Origin of the sequence: Brevibacillus borstelensis, from assembly GCF_037834415.1 — a bacterium.
Taxonomy (GTDB): domain Bacteria; phylum Bacillota; class Bacilli; order Brevibacillales; family Brevibacillaceae; genus Brevibacillus; species Brevibacillus borstelensis_A.
Map to the genome: position 1 here is coordinate 1 of NZ_JAUMSJ010000027.1, position 20,830 is coordinate 20,830.

Sequence of the window (20,830 nt, forward strand, 5' to 3'; positions counted from 1 at the left end):
TGACTTCAAGAAAAAAATTGCTAGGCTTGTGATTTGCTCACGAACGAAGTATTTCAGCAGTCACAACCGGCATCACTTCGATACTGAAGTGCCTCAGCGTGACAACTGGCATTACTTCGGTAAAAACGCTTCGCTGTTCAGTTTTCAAGGAACATTTCGTTTTTTTGGTGCCGTCCACTTCTCAGTGGCGACAATTCAATACTTTATCATACGTTAGATAAGAAGTCAATGTTTTTCTAAAAAAAGAAACTCATCTTCCTTATCAGGCGCTCTCCGTATCGGAAGGACGCTTATTAATATAGCATGTCTATTTTTAAAATGCAACACCTTTTTATAAAATTGATTAAAAAAGTTCAATGGAAATGAAAACCCTGCCGTTTAGATCAGCAGGGTCCCTTTCTTTCCTACCGTTGTTGCTTACTGTTCCCATACACTCACAATTGATAGACTCCGATTTTCAACCAGGTTAATAATGCGTCCATTGGCCTCAATCATCGGGCGGGTCGGTTGTTTGCTGTCGGTAAAAATGACCTTTCCAATTGTCCCATCGCTCAATTCCACTACTGTTCCAGCGGCAAAATCGGTTATCCGCCTCACGAAAGTATGAACGATATGAGGGTCTAATTTTCCAAAGCTGTCCTGCAGCAGCTGTTCAGCTACCACATACGAAGATTTCCCCTTCTGGTATATGCGATTGGAGCACATCGCATGGTAAACATCCGCTACAGCTACAATCTTGCTGTACAGATGGAGCTTTCCTCCCGGCAACCCCAGAGGGTACCCCGAGCCGTCTTCTCTCTCATGATGCTGCAAAGCTGCCAAAGCCACTCCTTCACTCAGGCCAGGAGAGGCTTTAATCAATTGATAGCCGTACACCGTATGCTTCTTCATCTCTTCGAATTCTTCTGGCGTCAATTTGCCCGGCTTTTGCAAAATTCTTCTGTCAATCCTCGTTTTTCCGATATCCAGCAAGGTTCCGGCCAGAGCCACCTGCATCCATTCTTTTTCCGGTATCTTGATCCATCTTCCAATCATATAGGAAATCAAACCGACCGCAATGGAATGCTCATACGCATAGCTGTCTACCCGGGAAATGCGATGCAAGGACAAGAGAAACTCCGGTTGATCCTGTACTTCCTGAAGCAGCGGAGTGATGACTTCGCGCACTTCCATGACAGGGATATTCTGTCCGCCCTGCACACCGATCACCAGGTTTTTAAATGTAGATACGGCCTTCGCGAACGAAGTATGGAAGGGGAGCTTTTCCTTTGCTTCCGTTCCGCTTGCGACCGTTTTGCTTGATCCGGCATCAATCCGGGTCTCGTCAGAAGCAGACGTCCTGCTTTCATCGTTATCTTCTATCACGACCCGATCGACCATAAAGGCCTGAAGAACTTCCACTTCCTTTTCGTACAGAGTCGTCCCCTTTACAAAGAGAATCCCTCCCAGCATGGTATGGACATCCTCCGCCAAAGTCGCTCCGGCAATCGTGCTTTTTACCTCTATGATGGGCAAGGTTCCCACCCTCCGAATCTTCATTAGTTACTGATATAGTACTCTTTTCCCATTTTATTGACAACTTGAAACCCAATTCAAGGAAAAAAGACTATTGCGAACAAAGAAAAAGGATGCTCTGTTCAAACCAGAACATCCTTCTTCCTAATTTTTGCCGTTATTGGCATGCAATCGACTATTCTTCGTTCCCCTCCGAGCCGCCATCTTCTGCAACCGAACCGGACTGTTCATCGCTGTTCAATGGTTCCTGCTCATTCGGTTCCGTTTCTGCTTCATCGTGCGACTCTTCATCATCGCTCGGAGGCACCTTGGCGACCGAACCTACTTGTTCATTTTCCGACAGACGGATCAGCTTGACACCCTGCGTATAGCGTCCCATGACAGAAATGCCCTTCATCTCCGTGCGGATAATGATTCCCGAAGTGGTGATGATCATCAGATCTTCTTCCGGCTCAACGACTTTCAGACCGACGACATGCCCGCTACGCTCGGTAACATTATGGGTTTTGATCCCCTTGCCGCCGCGAGACTGAATCCGGTACTCGTCTACCGGCGTCCGCTTTCCGTAGCCGTTCGCCGTGACAATCAACACCTCGGCATTCGGCTTGACAACATCCATGTCGATTACGTCATCGTCACCATCAAGCGATATCCCCTTGACCCCGGTCGCGCTGCGGCCCATAGTCCTCACGTCGCTTTCCTTGAAGCGGACCGACATTCCGTTGCGGGTACCCATGATGATCTCCTGATTGCCATCCGTGAGGCGCACGGCGATCAGCTCGTCGTCCTCGCGAAGGTTGACGGCAAACAGCCCGCCTCTTCTGATGTTGGCATAGGCCGCCAGCTCGGTCTTTTTAATAATCCCCTTCTTCGTCCCGAAGAACAGGTACCTGTCTTCGCTGAATTCTTTTACCGGGATGACCGCGCTGACTCGCTCCCCTTTTTCAATCTGAATCAGGTTGATAATCGGGGTGCCTTTGGCTGTACGGTTGAGATCCGGAATTTCGTAGCCCTTCAACCGATACACCTTGCCCTTGCTGGTAAAGAACATGATGTGGTCGTGCGAGTTGGTGATATACAGATGCTCGACAAAGTCGTTATCCTTGGTGCCGATCCCCTGGATGCCGCGGCCGCCCCGCTTCTGCGCACGGTAGGTAGTCACAGGCAGACGCTTGATGTACCCGTCGTGCGTGAGCGTGATCACCACGTCCTCTTCCGGAATCAGGTCGGCATCCTCGATGCTTTCCTCGTCAAAGGTAATCACCGTACGGCGATCGTCGCCGAACTTCTCTTTGATCTCCTCAAGCTCTTCGCGGACGATCGCGTAGATTTTGTTTTCATCGGCGAGAATAGCGCGCAGCTCGGCGATTTTCGCCACGAGCTCCCGGTATTCGTTCTCGATTTTTTCCCGCTCCAATCCGGTCAGGCGCTGCAGGCGCATGTCCAGAATCGCTTGAGCCTGCTCGTAGCTGAGACCATAGCTGCTCATCAGGCCGTCACGCGCCTCTTCGGTCGTTTGCGATGAGCGAATCAGGCTGATGATTTCATCGATATGATCGAGCGCGATCCGCAAGCCCTCCAAAATATGAGCGCGGGCTTCCGCTTGCTTCAGATCGTACTCGGTCCGCCTGCGGATGATTTCACGCTGATGCTGGAGATAGTAGTACAGCATATCCCGCAAATTCAGGACGCGGGGACGATTGTCGACCAGAGCCAGCATGTTCACGCCGAAAGTGCTCTGCATCTGCGTATGCTTGAACAGATTGTTCAAGACAACCTTCGGTACCACGTCGCGGCGCAGCTCGATCACGATCCGCATTCCTTTGCGGTCGGATTCGTCACGCAGGTCGGTAATGCCCTCCAGTTTCTTTTCGCGAACGAGCTCGGCAATCTTCTCGACGAGCCGCGCTTTGTTTACCTGGTAAGGAAGCTCCGTCACGATAATGCGGGGCTTTCCTTTGTCTTCTTCGATCATCGTTTTGGCGCGCATAATAATCGAACCGCGGCCAGTCTCGTAGGCCCGGCGGATACCGCTGTAGCCCAAAATTTCACCCGCTGTCGGGAAGTCAGGTCCCTTGATGATCTTCATCAGATCCTGCAGGGTAATATCGGGGTTGTCGATCATGGCAACAACACCATCGATGACTTCTATCAGGTTATGCGGGGGAATATTGGTCGCCATCCCAACGGCAATACCTGCAGAGCCGTTCACCATCAGGTTTGGGAAACGGGATGGGAGCACGACAGGCTCTTCTTTCCGCCCATCGTAGTTGGGAGTGAAATTGACCGTTTCTTTATCGATATCTCGCAGCAATTCGAGCGCCAGCTTGGACATGCGGGACTCGGTATAACGCATCGCAGCGGCAGGATCGCCGTCCACGGAACCGAAGTTCCCCTGGCCCTCGACCAAGAGGTAGCGCATGTTGAAGTCCTGAGCCATCCGGACCATTGTTTCGTAGATGGCGCTGTCACCGTGAGGATGGTAGTTGGCCATTACTTCACCGACGACGTTTGCCGACTTTCGGAACGCTTTGTCCGGAGTCAGTCCCATGTCGTGCATGGCATACAAAATACGCCGGTGAACCGGCTTCAGCCCGTCGCGAACATCTGGCAACGCACGGCTCACAATTACACTCATCGCGTAGCTAATGAACGATTCTTTCATCTCATGACTAATGTCAACTTTAGGAAACCGAGCTGTTTCTTCAGCCATAAAGAGTAAACCTCCAACTGGTTATCGCAATACGTCATTATACCATATTCGGACGGGCCTCGTCCAAAGTATCGCAAAAAGCGCAACCAAGCTGGTTCTCAAGATGAATGGGAGTCCATTTTGTCTTTGCCCTCTACCCGTCGCCACACATAAACGCAGTAAATAAGCAAGAAGAGTATCACGAACAAAGTGGAGTAGCGATACATGAGGGCAAAGCCCGTTGTTTTAGCCACTGCGCCCAGCACCATCGCCCCCATCCCGATGCCCAGATCAAAGGCGGAGAAGAAAGTGCCGTTCGCTGCACCGCGCCTGCCCGGCTCTACTCTGTTGATCGTCCATGCCTGCAGCGAAGGATGAACAGCTCCGAAACCGGCTCCGAACAAAACGGCGGCAATCGCCAGCCCGACAGACGAAGTGCTAAAGGAAAGAACCGCAAGTCCGATACCCGCTATCAATGCTCCGGGGATCAGCACCCAGACATGGCCTTTTTGGTCAAACAGCTTCCCGGCAAAGGGACGAATAAGCATCAGGGAAACGGCATTGAACAGGAAAAACAGTCCAACATTGCCTATGCCGACCTCTTGGCCAAACAAGGTGATGAAGCTGACGATACCGCCGTAGGTAACGCCAAACAGCAGGGCCAACAGAGCGGGAAACAAGGCCTTTTTCTCTACCAATCCGCTTGCCGCAGAAGCAGCTGGCGCCGCAGCCACTCGTTTTTCAGCTTTCACGGGCTCACTGACATTCACAAACTTGGACATCAGCAGAGCAGCCACCGTAAGCAGCGCAGAGATGGCAAACAGCCATCCGTATCCGCTGGATTCAACCAGCCACAGTCCGAACATCGGTCCAAGAGCCATGGCGAGATTGCCGAACATCCCAAAGTATCCCATCCCTTCTCCCCGCCGCTGAGCCGGAATCAGGTCGGATGCGATCGTTCCATAGGTCGTCGTAGCAATGCCCCAGCCGATGCCGTGGATGAATCTGACCACGAGGACAAGAGCTACTGTCGTCATCCAGTAATAGCCGGAGACCGACAGGAAAAAAATCGCCAGTCCCACTACGAGTATGGGCATTCTTCCGATGGAATCGAGCGCTTTTCCGGCGAAGGGGCGGATCAGAAGCGCCGAAATGGTAAAGATGCTGATCACCAATCCGACGTCTACCTGGTCCCCGCCGCGTTCGGTAACGAAAAGCGGAAGGGTTGGTATCAACATTTGGAAGGCGATGAACAACAAAAAGTTGGATAGCGCCAGAAGTATGAAGTTTTTCGTCCAGAGGGACTCTGTTTCATTCATGGCTTTTCCCCTTCCTGCAATACCGAACAAGTAAGAAATACACTTCCTATACATTATGCTTTTATAAGTTTATTAATGTCAACCAGCAAACTTCATTCCTTTTCCATCTCCCGCAGTTGCTTCAGCGTTTCCCGGTAGGCCTGCTCCAATTCTTCCTTTTCCACTTGTTCCAGCTTTGGCGACGACAGGCGGCCGATCAGGTCTGTCAGCCTCGTCTCCAACACCATCCGCTCCTCCTCATGTCCTCGCTTTGGTTTGGTTTTCCGATCCAGATATTCTTGATAGGTTCCGCAAAAAAGCGTGGTGCTTTCTTCGCCAAGACAGAGAACGGCGTCCGCAAGCCGGTGAATCAGCTTGCGGTCATGGGAGGCAAACAGGATCGTTCCGGGAAACTCCAGCAAAATCCGTTCCAGCTCTTCTTGCGTGGGAATATCGAGAAAGTTGGTTGGCTCATCGAGCAGAAGCACATTGTAGTCCCCCAGAAAAACCTTCGCCAGTGCGGTCTTTACTCGTTCGCCGCCGCTTAAAACCGATATCGGTTTGTGAATCTCGTCCTTTTTAAACAACATCCGGGCAAGCGCGGTTCGAATCACCGTTTCCGAGTGGACGCTGCTTTCGCTCACGTTGTGCCATATGCTCTTGCTTTCGTCAAGCAAAGACAAGGTCTGGCTGAAGTATCCGACTCTGCTGCTCGGAGCTACATATATACCGTCTGCCTGGCTGTATATCATGGAGAGAAGCGTCGATTTTCCGCTGCCGTTTGCTCCGATCAACGCCACTCTTTGACCGGGGCGGACGGAGAAGGACAGCCGCTTGAACAGCGTTTTCTCTTCCACGCTCCGGGTGATGTCCTGGACCCGGATAATTGTGCGTCCATGCTGTTCCCCGTGAGAGGTTGCATCGAATCTGACGACTGGCTGCTCTTTTGGCTTCTCCTTTTTCTCCAGTCTCTCCAGTCGACTCTGCAGGGTAATAGCAGCCCTCTCTACTTTTTCCCGTTTGCCGTTTGCTTTTCTTTTATGCAGACGGGCTTCAGAATTTCCCATCCGCTTTGGGGCCTTCCTGATCCCGGCGGCCCGCTGCTTGATTTCGATAAGCGCTTGGCTCAACCGCTCCTTCTCTTTGCGGTATTCCTCGTATTCAAACCACTCCCGCTCTCGCTTCTTTTCCTTCTGCTCGCGATACTCGGAGTAATTCCCCTTGTATTCACATACCTTGCCGTCTTCGACTTCCCAAATGCGGGTGCAAATCGTGTCAAGCAGCTCGCGGTCGTGCGAAATCAGGATCACGGCTCCTTCGTAAGCGAGCAGGGCCTCCTCCAATTGGCGTATCCCGGCCATATCGAGATGGCTCGTCGGTTCGTCCGCAAAAAGGAGCGGAGCCTGCTGCTCCAACGCCGCGGCAATTTTTAGCCGGACCGTCTCGCCCCCGCTCATCTGCGAATGGACGTGGGAGATGCCCCACATACTCCGAGCGTGCCTGGTTGTTTCTGCCGCGTCTTCCCCCTGATCGATCTGCTGGATCAAGGCGGTTGACCCGTACCAGTTGACCTGGCCCGAGTCAGGCTCTTCAACGCCGGCAAGCACATGCATCAACGTGCTTTTTCCGACGCCATTTTGGCCGACGATCCCGATCCGGTCCCCGTAGAATACTTCCAGTTTCTTTGCTTCGAATATCAATCTGTCGCCATAGCTCTTTTCCATCTGACGCGCTTCCAGCAATAACATAAAGAATTTCCCCTTTCGCTGCTTCGTATTGGCGAATCCCCGGCCGGTAAACAAAACCTTCGACCATCCGGGCGAACAAAAAGAGACGCCGAACATATCGACGTCTCCTCCGGGAAAAACGAACGCCGCCGCTTGCGCTCGCCTTCTTCATGCAGCTATAAAAAAGAGCGCTCGCAATACGGCGCTCGTTTTTCCAAATACAAACGCTCCCGATATGCCGGAAGCCCGTTATTCAACCAAACGCAATAAAAAAAGGCACCGGCATATCGGTCCCTTTCTGTCTCGTTCGGCGTTTGTATGCCTGATTTTCATCACGGCAAAAGATAAGGTTAAAGAGCACCCGATATGTTTTCGTTACTATGCAATTGGTTTTTGTAAGTAACGAAAACAACCAACATTGACGTGCCCTCCGGTTCTGACCACAGTAATGAATTACTTATAGTATAACTTACATCATTCCCCAAAACAAGAAATGGCAAGCAACAATTGTTTGTTTTTTTTCAGATGAAAACAGCCGCCGCAGTCATTCTGTTGGCTTTCAGTAACATCAACCCTTTTATCTGCAGAAGCAGCCAAACGGCGTGATGACGTAAAAAGCTGCCACGGTGAGCATCATCTTGCAGTGATTCAAGCTTTCCAGCTGCGAATCAACCGTTTTTTGATCGGCTGATCACAGCTTGACGACTCCCTCGAGACTGCTGTTTTGGATCGCGGATTTGGTGTCCACGACTAACCTGATGGCAATGAGAAACATATGAATAACCCGTCTCATAAGTGCTCTCCCCTTCTTTGCTGTCGATTCTCCTCTCATTGTAAGGGGGAACGGTACAGCGCTGCCATTGAATTGCCTTTCAGATTTCTTACAATCTCGTAAGGCAAAAACGGCGTTGGATCATCACTACCTCTGCTGCCAAAGAGGGAGCTGCACATAAAAACAGTCGCCCTCGGCCGAAGCATTTGCCTGCAAAACATGCGACAAATAAATATTGAAATAACCATATGGTTATATTAGTATTTAACTCAGAAAAGAAGTTGGAGGAGAATGATGGACACGAAACAGGTAGTAGCCATGTTAAAGGCTTTAGCTGACCCTACAAGGCTAAAAATTATTGCCTTATTGCAAACTCGAAGCTGCTGCGTATGTGAGCTTGTTCCGATCTTCGGCATATCCCAACCGGCGATTTCCAAGCACATGAGCCGCTTGAAAAGTGTGGACCTTGTGATCGAGTCAAGAAAAGGCCAATGGGTATTTTACACCCTCAATAAAGCACGCCTGGAACAAGCAGCGCAGGCACTGGGCAACCTGCCCGATTACTCCGAAGAGTTTTCAAAACTGGAGCAGCAGGGGCTATTGGTTACCTGCGAATAGGAAGGACTGAAAAAAAACATGTTTGCTATCTGGAGTGCCTTTCTCATCTTCGCATTGACACTCATCTTTGTTATTTGGCAGCCAAAAGGTCTTAACATCGGCTGGTCTGCTGCCGGCGGAGCAATCCTGGCCTTGCTATGCGGCGTTGTCAGCTTTGCGGATGTTGCTGCCGTCACCAGTATCGTGTGGAATGCGACATTAGCCTTTGTAGCGATCATTTTGATATCGTTGGTCCTCGAGGAAATTGGCTTTTTTGAGTGGGCAGCTTTGCATATGGCCCGTCTGGCAAAAGGAAACGGCCGGCTTATGTTCGTTTATGTCGTACTCCTCGGAGCCGCAGTCGCCGCCTTTTTCGCCAATGACGGAGCAGCGCTCATTTTGACCCCCATTGTCCTTGCGCAGGTCAGAGCGTTGAGGCTCCCGGACAAAATGATTTTGCCCTTTGTCATGGCGAGCGGTTTTATCGCAGATACGACATCCTTGCCTCTGATCGTCAGCAACTTGGTAAACATTGTTTCCGCCGATTACTTTGGCATCGGGTTTGTCGAATATGCCTCCCGCATGATCGTCCCGAATTTCTTTGCACTCGGGGCAAGCCTGCTTGTCTTGTATTTGTATTTCAAATCCGATATCCCCCGGCAATACGATTTGTCACAGCTGAAACAGCCTCATGCAGCGATAAAAGACAGGCAGCTGTTCCGGCTATCGTGGGTAGTTTTGGGGCTCTTGCTCATTGGTTACGTGATGAACGAGCTTCTCGCTGTTCCCGTGTCGGTAACAGCAGGGATTGCCGCTATCCTGTTTATCCTGATGGCTCGGCGCAGCAAAGACATCCCCGTTAAACGGATCATAAAAGAGGCCCCATGGTCGATTGTCATTTTTTCAATCGGGATGTATGTTGTCGTGTACGGGTTGCGGAATGCTGGATTTACTGATATGCTCGGCGGTTTTATACAGACGTTTTCCGACCGGGGGTTGTTCGCTGCCACAATTGGCATGGGCTTTTTGTCGGCGATCTTGTCATCGCTTATGAACAACTTGCCTACTGTCATGATCGATGCTCTCGCTATTGATGGGACGCAGACAACCGGGCTGATTCGCGAAGCACTGGTGTACGCCAACGTAATTGGTTCCGACCTGGGTCCAAAGATTACGCCAATCGGTTCGCTTGCCACTTTGCTCTGGCTCCATGTGCTTTCCCGGAAAGGAGTCACGATCGGCTGGGGACAGTATTTCAAAACCGGGATTGTCTTGACGATTCCCACATTGCTCATCACACTGCTGGGCTTGTATCTATGGCTGCAAATCGTTTCGTAATGAAAACAACGGCTCATCAATGAAAGGAATGGCTATGTCATGCCGAAAAAACCGTTGATTTACTTCCTTTGCACGGGAAACTCTTGCCGCAGTCAAATGGCTGAAGGTTTTATGAGATCGCTTGGCGGCGACCGTTATGAGGTGAGAAGCGCAGGTCTGGAAGCTCACGGACTAAACCCGCTTGCGATACAAGTAATGAAGGAGGCTAATGTAGATATTCGTTCGCATACTTCCGATGTGATTGATCCTGACACGCTTAACCGCGCGGACTACGTAATTACGCTTTGCGGCCACGCCGACGAGCATTGCCCGGCGATTTCCGGCAATGGCTCAGTGAAATGGCACTGGGGCTTTGACGATCCGGCAAAAGCCAGCGGCACGGAAGAAGAAATTTTGAACCAGTTCCGGGCTGTACGCGATTCTATTAAAAGTCGGATCGAGCAGTTCCTGAAAGAAGGCAAATAAACAGCAAAGCAAAAAGCTTGCCCTGGAGAGGACAAGCTTTTTTGTTTTGTTTCCAAATTAATTTTGGTCAGCGGTACACCTAAATATCCAAATCCCGCACATTCGCCGCGTACTGTTCGATAAATTCGCGGCGCGGCTCCACTTCGTCGCCCATCAGCGTCTGGAAGACCAGGTCGGCCTCCATCGCGTCATCCAGGTCAACCTGCAGCAGGGTGCGAACCTCAGGGTCCATGGTCGTCTCCCACAGCTGCTCCGCGTTCATTTCCCCCAGCCCTTTGTAGCGCTGGATGTTCGGCTTTGGCGTAGTCTTCAGCGTAGCCAGAATTTCGTCTCGTTGTTGATCGGTGTAGGCGTAATGAATTTGCTTGCCCTGCTTGATGCTGTAGAGCGGCGGCTGGGCAATGTAAATATAGCCGGACTCGATCAATTGACGCATGTAACGGTAGAAGAACGTCAACAGCAGCGTGCGAATATGGGAGCCGTCGACGTCGGCGTCCGTCATGATGACGATCTTGTGGTAGCGCGCTTTGGTAATGTCAAAGTCTTCGCCCACACCCGTACCGAGCGCGGTGATGATCATCCGGATCTCGTTGTTGCCGAGAATTTTGTCAAGGCGGGCTTTTTCCACGTTCAGAACCTTACCGCGCAGCGGCAGGATCGCCTGAAAATGACGGTCGCGTCCCATTTTGGCAGAGCCGCCGGCGGAGTCGCCCTCTACGATGAACAGCTCCGACTCGGATGCGTCCTTGGACGAACAGTCCGCCAGTTTGCCCGGCAGTGCGCTTACCTCCAGCGCGCTCTTGCGACGGGTCAGCTCGCGCGCTTTCCGCGCCGCTTCACGCGCCCGCGCAGCCATCAGAGCCTTTTCCACGACCTTTTTCGCCACACCCGGATTTTCTTCCATAAAGGTGTTGAACCGCTCGCCAAAGATCGACTCTGTGATGCTGCGGGCCTCTGAGTTGCCCAGCTTCGTTTTCGTTTGACCCTCGAACTGCGGCTCGGGAATTTTCACCGAGATGATCGCTGTTATACCCTCGCGCACATCGTCGCCGGACAGGTTCGTATCTTTTTCCTTCAGGAAGTTGAACTTCCGGCTGTAGTCGTTGATCACGCGGGTAAGCGCCGTTTTGAAGCCGGATTCATGCGTTCCGCCCTCATGGGTGTTGATATTGTTGGCAAAGGAGTAGATGTTGCTGACATAGCTGTCGTTGTACTGCAGGGCAACTTCAACCATCAGTCCATCTTTCTCTCCCTCGCAGTAAATGACTTCCTCGTGCAGCGCTTCGCGGTTTTTGTTGAGGTATTCCACAAACTGGATAATACCGCCTTCGTAGTGGAAGGTTTCTTCCTTCTCCCGCTCCGGACGCTCGTCTTTCAGCGTAATTTTCAGTCCTTTGTTCAAAAAGGCGAGCTCGCGAATCCGCTTTTGCAGCACTTCGTACTCGTATTCAGTCGTTTCGGTAAAAATCGTCGGGTCGGCCTTGAAGGTCACCTTCGTCCCTGTCTCTTCGGTCTCTCCGACCACAGCCAGATCGGCCTCGGGAACCCCCACATTGAATCGCATAAAATGAATCTTGCCATTCTGCTTTACCTCTACTTCCATCCACTCGGACAAAGCGTTTACGACGGAGCTGCCGACACCGTGCAGACCGCCGGACACCTTGTATCCGCCGCCGCCAAACTTCCCGCCGGCGTGAAGAACCGTCAGAACCGTCTCGACCGTCGATTTCCCCGTCTTCTCATGAATCCCCGTAGGAATCCCGCGGCCGTTATCCGTTACCGACACGGAATTGTCAGGATGAATTTGGACGAGAATGCTGTCGCAATACCCGGCAAGCGCTTCGTCGATGGCATTGTCCACGATCTCCCATACCAGATGGTGCAGCCCGCGGCTGCTGGTAGAGCCGATATACATCCCCGGACGCTTTCGGACCGCTTCCAAGCCTTCCAGAACCTGAATCTGACTCGCATCATAGTTTGTATTATCTTTCGTCGTCACTTGATCCACTACTAGTCAACTCCTCCACTTCAGCTTGTACAAAGGAAACCTGATCCAAGCTGTCCACGAACTGAGCGCGTCGCTTCAGCGTCAGGGAAGAAATAGGCGAACAATAAATGGCCTCTGTTGTGATGACGTACGACTTCGTCTCCTCCTGGTCCGGGTCTACGACCAGCTTTCGTTTCTCCTGCAAAAACGCCTTGTTGTTCTTTGACGATTTCACGGTCTGATGATCCAAGATTGAGATCACGTCCTTGGTGCTCACAACAGTATCGCCACCAATGTGTATAAACATGCCTGTTCCCCCTACCTTTCCCCGGAGATTTCCCCTTCCCGCACATAAAAACGAGAGGCTTGCTGGAGAACCTGATGTTTTAAGCCTTCCACACCTGTGGTGCTTACAAACGTCTGGACCCGATCTTGTATGGTTTCCAACAGCAAGGTTTGCCGATGTTCATCCAATTCGGAGAGCACATCGTCCAGCAAGAGGACGGGATACTCTCCCACTTCTTCCTTGATCAATTCGATTTCGGCTAATTTAATAGACAGCGCACTCGTACGCTGCTGTCCTTGAGAACCGTATGTCTGCACATCCATATCGTTTACTTTCAAGGTAAAATCGTCGCGGTGCGGGCCGATGATCGTGCTTCCCCGCGCCAGTTCCCGGTCAAAGACCTCCTCGTAAGCCGCCAGCAGCGCTTCCACTGCCTGCTCCGGAGTCTGCTCCTCCGTAACCGGCGAGGAATTGACATAATGCAGAGAAAGGGCTTCTCTGCCGTCGGTAATGCCGCTGTGAATGTCTTTGGCCCACGCCTCCAGCTTGCGGAGAAACTCAAAGCGCTTCCGCAACAATTTTACCGCTAATTCCGCCAATTGAATATTCCAGATCCCCAGCATCTCCTTTGATCTGCTTTTTTTCATCGCCATGTCTTTCAGCAGTTGATTGCGCTGGGCCAACACTTTGTTGTAATTGCTTAAATAATACAGATACGTCGGAGACACCTGGCCGATTTCCATATCGATAAACCGGCGCCGTTGGGCAGGCGCTCCCTTGACGATCGCCAAATCCTCGGGAGCAAACATGACCACATTCAGGGCTCCAACGTATGCACTCAGCTTTTGCTGCTCCATCCCATTAATTTTGGCCCTCTTTCCCTTTCCCGTCAACTGCAGTTCCAAGCGAACCGATCCGTAGCGACGCTCGACATCACTACGGATCGATGCAAAATCGGCTCCCCAGCCGATCAGTTCCTTGTCTCTGGGGGTGCGATGCGACTTGGCCAGGGCCAGCACGTAGATCGACTCCAGCACATTGGTCTTGCCTTGCGCATTGTTGCCGATAAACAGCTGGATCGGGCTGTCAAAGGAAAGAGAGAGCTGCTCGTAATTGCGAAAATGGGTAAGCGAAAGGTTCTTGATAAACAAGAATGGCGCTCTCCTCTCAGCGGCGAGTCACTTTGTAGCGGCCGTGTCCCTCGACGTCAATTTCGTCTCCGGGATAAAGCTTTCGGCCGCGACGGTTTTCTTCTTCGCCGTTTACCTGAATGGGGACTTCCGCAAGAAACGCTTTCGCCATTCCCCCGGTATCAATGAGATCGGCCAGCTTGAGAAACTGGCCAAGGGCAATGTATTCGGTCTGAATGGAAACCTCACGCATGGATAGGCCTCCTTTCTGTTGGCTGCTAGTAAGTTCGGACCGGCAAAATGAGGTGCAGCGTCCACTCGTGATCGGTCGGGCGAAGGACAAACGGGCTCATCGGACCGGTAAAGCATGCTTTAATCTCGCTGCTGTCGATGGAACGAAGCGCATCGATCATGTACTTGGCGTTGAACGAAATTTTCAGCTCTTCGCCATCCATCGCTTTCGGCATGACAATCTCGGTCACCTTTCCGATTTCCGGAGCGTTGGATGTGATTTCCACGCTGCCGTCCGGAAGCGTGACGAGACGCACCACGTTGGACTTTCCTTCGCGGCTGAGCAAGGAGGCGCGCTCAATCGACTGCAGGAATTCTTTCGTGTTTACGGTTACTTCCGTCTTGCTGCTTTGCGGAATGATCCGGGCCGTGTCCGGATAGGTCCCTTCCAGCAGACGGGAGTAGAACAAAATGTGCTTTGATTTTACCAGAATCTGGTTGTCCGATACAACGATATCGACTGGATTCTGGTCTTCATCCAATATCTTTACCAATTCATTGCAGCTTTTTCCCGGAACGACCACATTGGTAAAGGACAGCTCCTCCGGACATTCTACCATAGCCGTGCGGCTGGCGAGCCTGTGGCTGTCGGTCGCCACGAATTTCAGCTGCCCGCCATCCAAAGACCACATCAGACCCGTGAGGATCGGACGCATTTCCGATGTAGACACGGCAAAGCCGGTTTGCCGAATCATGGACTTCAACAAATCGCTGGGAACGCTGAATACTTTATCTTCTTCCAGTTGCGGCAATTGCGGAAACTCGTTTGCATCCATGCCGTTGATCGTAAATTCGGCTTGTCCGGAACGAATCTGGGTCACCAGCCGATCGTCTACCTGGATTTGAATTTCGCTGTTTGGCAGCTTACGGACAATTTCACTGAAAATACGAGCAGTCAGAACAATGCTGCCGGGCTGATGAACGGTGACACCCCACTCATCTGCTTCTTCGGTCGGAATCAAAACCTCGATGGATACATCGGAGTCGCTGGCAGTCAGCGTCAGTCCCTCCTGATCCGCTTTCATTTTGATCCCTGTCAAAATTGGAATAGTCGTTCTGCTGGAAACCGCCTTGCTGACGTGCGAAACGGCATTGGACAGCTTGTCCCGTTGAACGGTAATGTGCATCAACGTGAACCTCCCTCGTTCGTTCCATCTGTGTAATGAGCTTACGGCATATTGGCTGGCGCCCATTCATAATCTATTAGGATATATCTTTTTAACAGAAGTAGTAATAGGGCCTGTGGATTTGTGGATATCTGTAATCGGTGCGTAAAAGATAGCCTATACACATGTGGGTAAGTTGTGTATAGGCTTTTCGCGTTATTCACAGGTTAATGGTTTGCTTTCAATTTTTCAATCAGAGACTGGATCGTCACTTGCATTTCCGGATCGGTCGCCAGCGCGCGAGAGATTTTCTCATGAGCGTGGATGACGGTCGTATGGTCGCGGCCGCCGAATTCGTCTCCGATCTTGGGCAGAGACGCGTCTGTCAGCTCGCGGGACAGGTACATCGCGATCTGCCGCGGGAATGCCACTGACTTGGTCCGTTTTTTGGCCTTGAAGTCTTCCAGCTTGAGATTGAATTCTTCGCCGACGGCGCGTTGAATGTCCATAATCGTGATCACTCGCGGGCGGGAAGACGGAATGATGTCTTTCAGCGCTTCCGCGGCCAGCTGTGTATCGATGTCCCGGTTGATCAGGGACGAATAAGCGACTACGCGGATGAGCGCGCCTTCCAGCTCGCGAATGTTGCTGTCGATTTGATTGGCGATGTAAATCATCACTTCATTGGGAATGTCCAGGTTCTCCGCCTTTGCCTTCTTTCTGAGAATGGCAATCCTCGTCTCCAGATCAGGCGGCTGGATATCTGTGATCAAGCCCCACTCGAAACGGGAGCGGAGTCGGTCCTCCAGCGTCGGGATCTCCTTGGGAGGACGATCGGAGGAAATGACGATTTGCTTGCTTTCCTCGTGCAGCGCATTGAAGGTATGGAAAAACTCCTCCTGGGTCTGCTCCTTGCCCGCCAAAAATTGAATATCGTCGATCAAAAGCACGTCTACACTGCGATATTTATTGCGAAACTCTACCGTTTTATTGTCCCGGATCGAGTTGATAAATTCGTTGGTAAACTTTTCAGACGACAAATAAACGACTTTCGCAGAGGGATTATGCTGTATCACATAATGGCCGATCGCATGCATCAAGTGGGTCTTGCCGAGTCCGACTCCTCCGTAAATGAACAGCGGATTGTACGCTTTCGCGGGCGCTTCCGCCACAGCAAGAGAAGCAGCATGCGCAAAGCGGTTTCCTGAACCAATCACAAATGTATCAAACGTGTATTTCGGGTTCAGTATGCTTGGGGGCTGGTCGTCACCATTGCTGGGAGTTACAGATACCTTTGCGCGGGGAGCCGGTTGTTCATCGGCGAAAGCAGCATCGGGATTTTGCATGGCTACGAATTTTACCTTCATATTGACGCCTGTTACCTCATAGAGTGTATCAGTGATCAATTGAGAATAACGAGTTTCCAGCCAATCACGGGCAAAGTCGTTGGGAGCGACGACAATCAGCGCGTCCTCTTCCAGTGTGGTCGCCTTTGTCGCCTTCAGCCATGTATCGAAGCTTGGTTTACTGAGCGATTTTTCTATCTTGGCAAGCACCTTGCGCCAAAGCTCGCTAATCGCTGCATCCAACCAGAATCCCTCCTTTCGGGAACATATAGAGAAATAAGAAATAAGAGCCAACGATCAAGGGAAAACGTGTATGAAATCAGCTGTAATGAGAGAATCGACTGTGGATAAAAAAAGTCGAAAAAAAGGGATTCCGCTCGGATAAGCGAAAAAAAGCAGACGTTATCCGCACCTATGTGAATAAAATCATTCACAGGTGAGGAAATCTGTCCACAAACTTATCCACAAGGTGTGGAAAAGTAAAATACTCGGCTGAAGTTATTCACGTTCCAAAACAAAAACATAATAACAGATAAAAGGCATGACAGCAATGGTTTTTTCGTAGTTATCCACAAACACAACGGATTGTATTCCACACATATTCACACCCCCATATTTTGTGTACAAGCTGTAGATAATCTTGTCGAAAAGTGTAAATGTGGATAAGAGGATATCCACAGTCATGGGAAATATCTGCTTGGGGATATTTACCGAGGAACCCGATTTCCAGCCTTTCTTGACTTTTGAGACGAATCTCCTTATAATGCGTAGGTAATGGTTTTTGAGGACGGAGGTGTATACAAATGAAACCATCGTTTAACCCAAATAATCGCAAACGTAAAAAGGACCACGGGTTCCGCAAGCGTATGAGCACGAAAAACGGCCGTAAAGTCTTGGCTGCCCGCCGTCGTAAAGGTAGAAAGGTACTTTCCGCATAGGCCACAACATCAGTGGCCTTTTTTGTTGCATATCGGTCGGGAAAATTCTCTTGTGCGTAGGCTCCCTGGGGGGAGAAGCATGTGCTTTTTCTCATTCAAAATGTGAAACTTTCGGGTAACGGAATCGTTTTATAGTTCAATCCCCGGATTTGTTTTTGCAGAAGAAAGTGTATTTGATGAGGAGGCTGCACATGGAACGCAAAGGGGATTTCACCGACTTTTTTCTTAATCTGGCTGAGCTGTACTTGAAGCAAAATTCGTTTCCGGGAATGATCAGTGCATACGCCGGCGGTTCCGTCGGACGGGGAGAGGCCGATATGTACAGCGATCTGGACCTGAATCTGTTTCTGGAAGGTTCGGCGCCGGCGACAAGTGAAAACAGGGTGCTGGATCGACATGTAATCCAGCTGCATGCGCATGCGTTCCCTTCGGTCGAAGCGGTAAAGCAGGAGCCTTGGGCGTTTCGGTTTGTAAAGGAAGCCCGCTGTGTCTTTGACCCGGATGGCCGATTTCGAGAGTGGAAAGAGGAAGCGATTCGCTTTCTGGATTCGCAGGAAGGAAAACGCAAAATGCTTGTTCAGGCCCGGGCGGTTGTGGACGAGAGGAAGCGCTGGGCGGAGGAATCGCTGCAAAGCGGGCAGACCAAGACAGCGTGGCTGGCTGGAGTGTCGGCCTGGCTGGATGCCGTCATCATGTACGCCTGGTTCGAGAAGCATTCTCTCGCAACGGGGAAGCTGGTTCCGGCGATGAGGGAGCTTTCGGCTTACCGTGAATTCGTCGCGCTGATTCCCGGCATGTACAACGATGACTACAATCTGCGGGAGCGCTTTCAGGACGTTTCGGCGTATCGCCGGTATTTCCGGGAAGCCGGCGGTGACGAATTTGCCTCCGCAGAGGTGCAGGATCTGCTGCTGGAGCGAAAGCTCGAACGCCACATCCGGGAAGGGGACGAAGAAGCGGCCCGCTGGCTTTTGCTGACCGAAGCAGCCTGGCTGTATTTGTCGTCTTCCGAGGAGGAGAGCCTCGACGAACATATCGCACAACTGCCGCTGCCTTTGCAAGAAAAGCTCGGGAAAATCGGTTTTTCCGAGGCTGATGCAGATATGATCCGGCACATCAGCGGGTTGTGTGATGAGGTTGTCGAGACAGTTTTCCAGAGAAGGAAAGAAGAATAGATGCCGGTTTCGGGAAAAAAGTGGTCGAAACAAGGATATACTGGTAGATGCTGCATACGTTTTCTACTATAATTATGATGTTAGGGGTTGTTTACCTTGCATCGTTCCCATCGGCTCAGAAAGAATGAGCAATTTCAGGAAGTGTTTCAAAAGGGAAGCTCAGCTGCCAACAAGCAGTTTGTTCTCTATTCCGCCAAACAGGAGGGACAAGCCGCTTTTCGCGCCGGGATTTCCGTCAGCAAAAAAATAGGCAACGCGGTTATCCGCAATCGGGTCAAACGGTTGATTCGCGAGGCGCTCTCCCGTTTGGAAAACAAGATCCCGTCCGGGCTTGATTTGATCATTATCGCCCGCCCTGGTGTGGAAGCGATGTCATTAGATGCCATCGAACAGTCCTTGGTCCATGTCATGAAGCGGGCCAAGGTAATCAGGCAGGTACCGGTACATAACCACAAAAGAGGGTGAGGCGGTCGTGGGGCGTGTATTCATATGGCTGATACGAGGATACCAGTTGTTCATCTCGCCGTATAAGCCGCCATCCTGCCGTTTTGCTCCAACGTGCTCCCACTATGCGATCGAAGCGATTCGCCGTTTTGGGGCATGGAAAGGAAGCTGGCTGGCCATTCGCCGGATCCTGAAGTGCCATCCGTTTCATCCGGGTGGATTCGATCCTGTACCCGAACGCCGCAATCAATAGCAGTATTGATGAAAGATAACCGATAACCGTTACAGGGAAAAGGAGGACCATCCCTTGAGCAGACGCATCCTCAGCATTTCCATGCTGGCCCTGCTGGTTTTGATCCTGTCGGGCTGTAATCCTCAAGCGGCAGCACCTATCGGGCCGGACGCGGAAGGAATTTGGGACAAGTACTTTGTTTATCCGCTGTCCTGGCTGATTAAGGAAAGTGCCATGCTGCTGGGAGGCAGCTACGGCTTGGGAATTTTGGTAGCGACCATCATCATCCGGTTGATCGTGCTTCCGCTGATGGTGAAACAGATCAAAAGTTCCAAGAAGATGCAGGAGCTGCAGCCTGAGCTGCAGAAAATCCGCGAAAAACACAAGAACGATCCGCAAAAGGCCCAACAGGAAACGATGCTTTTGTTCCAGAAAAATCAAGTGAATCCATTGGCCGGTTGTTTGCCGCTGCTTGTGCAAATGCCGATCCTGATTGCGTTCTATCACGCGATTATCCGGACAGAAGACATCAAGACACATACGTTCCTGTGGATGTCCTTGGGCGAGAAGGACCCGTATTACATCCTGCCGATCATCGCTGCGGTCACCACGTATTTGCAGTCAAAAATGATGGGTTCGGTCACTCAAGGCAACCCGCAAATGCAGATGATGATGGTGATCATGCCGCTGATGATTCTGGCGATCGCCGTCACCTTGCCGTCCGCTCTGTCGCTCTACTGGGTATACGGCAACCTGTTCACCATTGTGCAAACGTATTTCTTGTATCGCGATACCAATAAAGCGCCCCGTCCGAAGGAGGGAACCTCCAAGTGAAAAAGGTGGTAGCTACGGCTAAAACGATTGACGATGCTGTGCAAAAGGCCTTGGAAGAGCTGAGTGTGCCTCGTGAAAAAGTTAGCGTTCGCATCCTGGAAGAACCGAGCCGCGGATTGTTCGGGCTGATCGGTTCCCGCGATGCCAAAGTGGAAGTGGAAGTTCAATACGATCCGGTAGATCAAGGGCTTGCTTTCCTTCAGGACGTACTTGCCAACATGAACGTGGACGCCAGAGTAGAAATGCGCCGTGGAGAAGAAGGCATGCTGTTTGACATTCAAGGTGCCAACCTGGGAATGATCATTGGCCGCAGGGGACAGACGCTGGATTCGCTGCAGTATCTCGTAAACGTCGTAGCAAACCGCCATGCGGACAAGCATGTACGAATCGTGCTCGATGCCGAAAACTACCGGCAGCGCCGTAAAGAAACACTGGAGCAGCTTGCCGAGCGGGTGAGCAGAAAGGCGCTGGCGATGAAACGAAGCGTCCGTCTGGAGCCAATGTCCGCGGCTGAACGGAAAGTGATCCATTCGTTTTTGCAAAAGCGTACGGATGTGGTTACGTACAGTGAGGGCGAAGAGCCCAACCGCTATATTGTCATAGCGCCGAAAGAAGCCTCGTCGTAGGCTTCTTTTTTTGGATTTTTTTCTTACATAA

20 protein-coding genes are annotated in these 20,830 nt (G+C 51.2%); 10 read left to right on the plus strand and 10 right to left on the minus strand.

The genetic code is table 11. From position 1 onward, the window contains the following. Nucleotides 1-217, plus strand: a 217-nt coding sequence (locus Q3F21_RS18880; RefSeq protein WP_340256552.1) for a hypothetical protein, incomplete at its 5' end; no start/stop codon positions are given. 200 nt (nt 218-417) lie between these two features. Here Q3F21_RS18880 and Q3F21_RS18885 read toward each other — a convergent pair. From Q3F21_RS18885 to abc-f, 4 genes are all read right to left on the minus strand, one after another. Further along, a complete protein-coding gene (locus Q3F21_RS18885) occupies nt 418-1,515 on the minus strand; it encodes an HD-GYP domain-containing protein (protein WP_340256554.1) in 1,098 nt (365 codons plus the stop codon). 175 nt (nt 1,516-1,690) lie between these two features. After that, nucleotides 1,691-4,228, minus strand: a complete 2,538-nt coding sequence (gene gyrA / locus Q3F21_RS18890) for a DNA gyrase subunit A (RefSeq protein ID WP_340256556.1) — start codon at nt 4,226-4,228, stop codon at nt 1,691-1,693. Between the two features lie 98 nt (nt 4,229-4,326). Then, the gene (locus tag Q3F21_RS18895) at nt 4,327-5,526 is read right to left on the minus strand and encodes an MFS transporter (protein WP_340256558.1); all 1,200 of its coding nucleotides are present in this window, start codon (nt 5,524-5,526) and stop codon (nt 4,327-4,329) included. A gap of 92 nt (nt 5,527-5,618) precedes the next feature. After that, nucleotides 5,619-7,253, minus strand: coding sequence for a ribosomal protection-like ABC-F family protein (gene abc-f, locus Q3F21_RS18900; RefSeq protein ID WP_340256560.1), 1,635 nt, complete (start codon nt 7,251-7,253; stop codon nt 5,619-5,621). A gap of 1,045 nt (nt 7,254-8,298) precedes the next feature. Here abc-f and Q3F21_RS18905 point away from each other — a divergent pair. The 3 genes from Q3F21_RS18905 to arsC are packed head-to-tail and all read left to right on the plus strand — an operon-like array spanning nt 8,299 to nt 10,404. Continuing rightward, nucleotides 8,299-8,622 (plus strand): metalloregulator ArsR/SmtB family transcription factor, encoded by a 324-nt coding sequence (locus Q3F21_RS18905; protein ID WP_340256562.1) that lies wholly within the window; start codon nt 8,299-8,301, stop codon nt 8,620-8,622. An 18-nt stretch (nt 8,623-8,640) separates the two neighbouring features. Continuing rightward, nucleotides 8,641-9,939 (plus strand): arsenite/antimonite efflux transporter, encoded by a 1,299-nt coding sequence (locus Q3F21_RS18910; RefSeq protein WP_340256564.1) that lies wholly within the window; start codon nt 8,641-8,643, stop codon nt 9,937-9,939. A 39-nt stretch (nt 9,940-9,978) separates the two neighbouring features. Continuing rightward, a complete protein-coding gene (gene arsC, locus Q3F21_RS18915; protein WP_340256566.1) occupies nt 9,979-10,404 on the plus strand; it encodes an arsenate reductase (thioredoxin) in 426 nt (141 codons plus the stop codon). A gap of 79 nt (nt 10,405-10,483) precedes the next feature. Here arsC and gyrB read toward each other — a convergent pair whose 3' ends face one another. The 6 genes from gyrB to dnaA all read right to left on the minus strand — a co-directional run bounded on the left by gyrB (nt 10,484) and on the right by dnaA (nt 16,793). Next, nucleotides 10,484-12,412, minus strand: a complete 1,929-nt coding sequence (gene gyrB, locus Q3F21_RS18920; protein ID WP_340256568.1) for a DNA topoisomerase (ATP-hydrolyzing) subunit B — start codon at nt 12,410-12,412, stop codon at nt 10,484-10,486. After that, complete coding sequence (remB, locus tag Q3F21_RS18925) at nt 12,387-12,698, minus strand: extracellular matrix regulator RemB (protein WP_340256570.1); 312 nt, start codon at nt 12,696-12,698, stop codon at nt 12,387-12,389. Before remB ends, gyrB begins: the two co-directional genes overlap by 26 nt. 11 nt (nt 12,699-12,709) lie before the next feature. Beyond that, complete coding sequence (recF, locus tag Q3F21_RS18930; RefSeq protein WP_340256572.1) at nt 12,710-13,828, minus strand: DNA replication/repair protein RecF; 1,119 nt, start codon at nt 13,826-13,828, stop codon at nt 12,710-12,712. A 16-nt stretch (nt 13,829-13,844) separates the two neighbouring features. Beyond that, nucleotides 13,845-14,060, minus strand: a complete 216-nt coding sequence (gene yaaA / locus Q3F21_RS18935) for a S4 domain-containing protein YaaA (protein ID WP_003388869.1) — start codon at nt 14,058-14,060, stop codon at nt 13,845-13,847. A 25-nt stretch (nt 14,061-14,085) separates the two neighbouring features. Continuing rightward, nucleotides 14,086-15,225: a DNA polymerase III subunit beta gene (dnaN, locus tag Q3F21_RS18940; protein ID WP_340256574.1), complete on the minus strand. Its 1,140-nt coding sequence runs from the start codon at nt 15,223-15,225 to the stop codon at nt 14,086-14,088. A 206-nt stretch (nt 15,226-15,431) separates the two neighbouring features. Further along, the gene (gene dnaA / locus Q3F21_RS18945) at nt 15,432-16,793 is read right to left on the minus strand and encodes a chromosomal replication initiator protein DnaA (RefSeq protein ID WP_340256576.1); all 1,362 of its coding nucleotides are present in this window, start codon (nt 16,791-16,793) and stop codon (nt 15,432-15,434) included. Nucleotides 16,794-17,353: 560 nt separating this feature from the next. On the opposite strand from dnaA, the gene rpmH reads away from it, so the two are divergent. The 6 genes from rpmH (at nt 17,354) to jag (ending at nt 20,799) form a co-directional block, all read left to right on the plus strand. Beyond that, on the plus strand, nt 17,354-17,488 hold the full coding sequence (gene rpmH, locus Q3F21_RS18950; protein WP_003388866.1) for a 50S ribosomal protein L34: 135 nt from the start codon (nt 17,354-17,356) through the stop codon (nt 17,486-17,488). Between the two features lie 191 nt (nt 17,489-17,679). Next, a complete protein-coding gene (locus Q3F21_RS18955) occupies nt 17,680-18,663 on the plus strand; it encodes a nucleotidyltransferase domain-containing protein (RefSeq protein WP_340256578.1) in 984 nt (327 codons plus the stop codon). A gap of 96 nt (nt 18,664-18,759) precedes the next feature. Continuing rightward, complete coding sequence (rnpA, locus tag Q3F21_RS18960) at nt 18,760-19,128, plus strand: ribonuclease P protein component (protein WP_340256580.1); 369 nt, start codon at nt 18,760-18,762, stop codon at nt 19,126-19,128. 7 nt (nt 19,129-19,135) lie between these two features. Then, nucleotides 19,136-19,360 carry a membrane protein insertion efficiency factor YidD gene (yidD, locus tag Q3F21_RS18965; RefSeq protein ID WP_340256581.1) on the plus strand — a complete coding sequence of 75 codons (225 nt, stop codon included), beginning with the start codon at nt 19,136-19,138 and terminating at the stop codon, nt 19,358-19,360. Nucleotides 19,361-19,414: 54 nt separating this feature from the next. Continuing rightward, on the plus strand, nt 19,415-20,173 hold the full coding sequence (gene yidC / locus Q3F21_RS18970; protein ID WP_340256582.1) for a membrane protein insertase YidC: 759 nt from the start codon (nt 19,415-19,417) through the stop codon (nt 20,171-20,173). Continuing rightward, complete coding sequence (gene jag / locus Q3F21_RS18975) at nt 20,170-20,799, plus strand: RNA-binding cell elongation regulator Jag/EloR (RefSeq protein WP_340256583.1); 630 nt, start codon at nt 20,170-20,172, stop codon at nt 20,797-20,799. The genes yidC and jag overlap by 4 nt, the downstream gene beginning before the upstream one ends. Nucleotides 20,800-20,830: the final 31 nt, after the last annotated feature.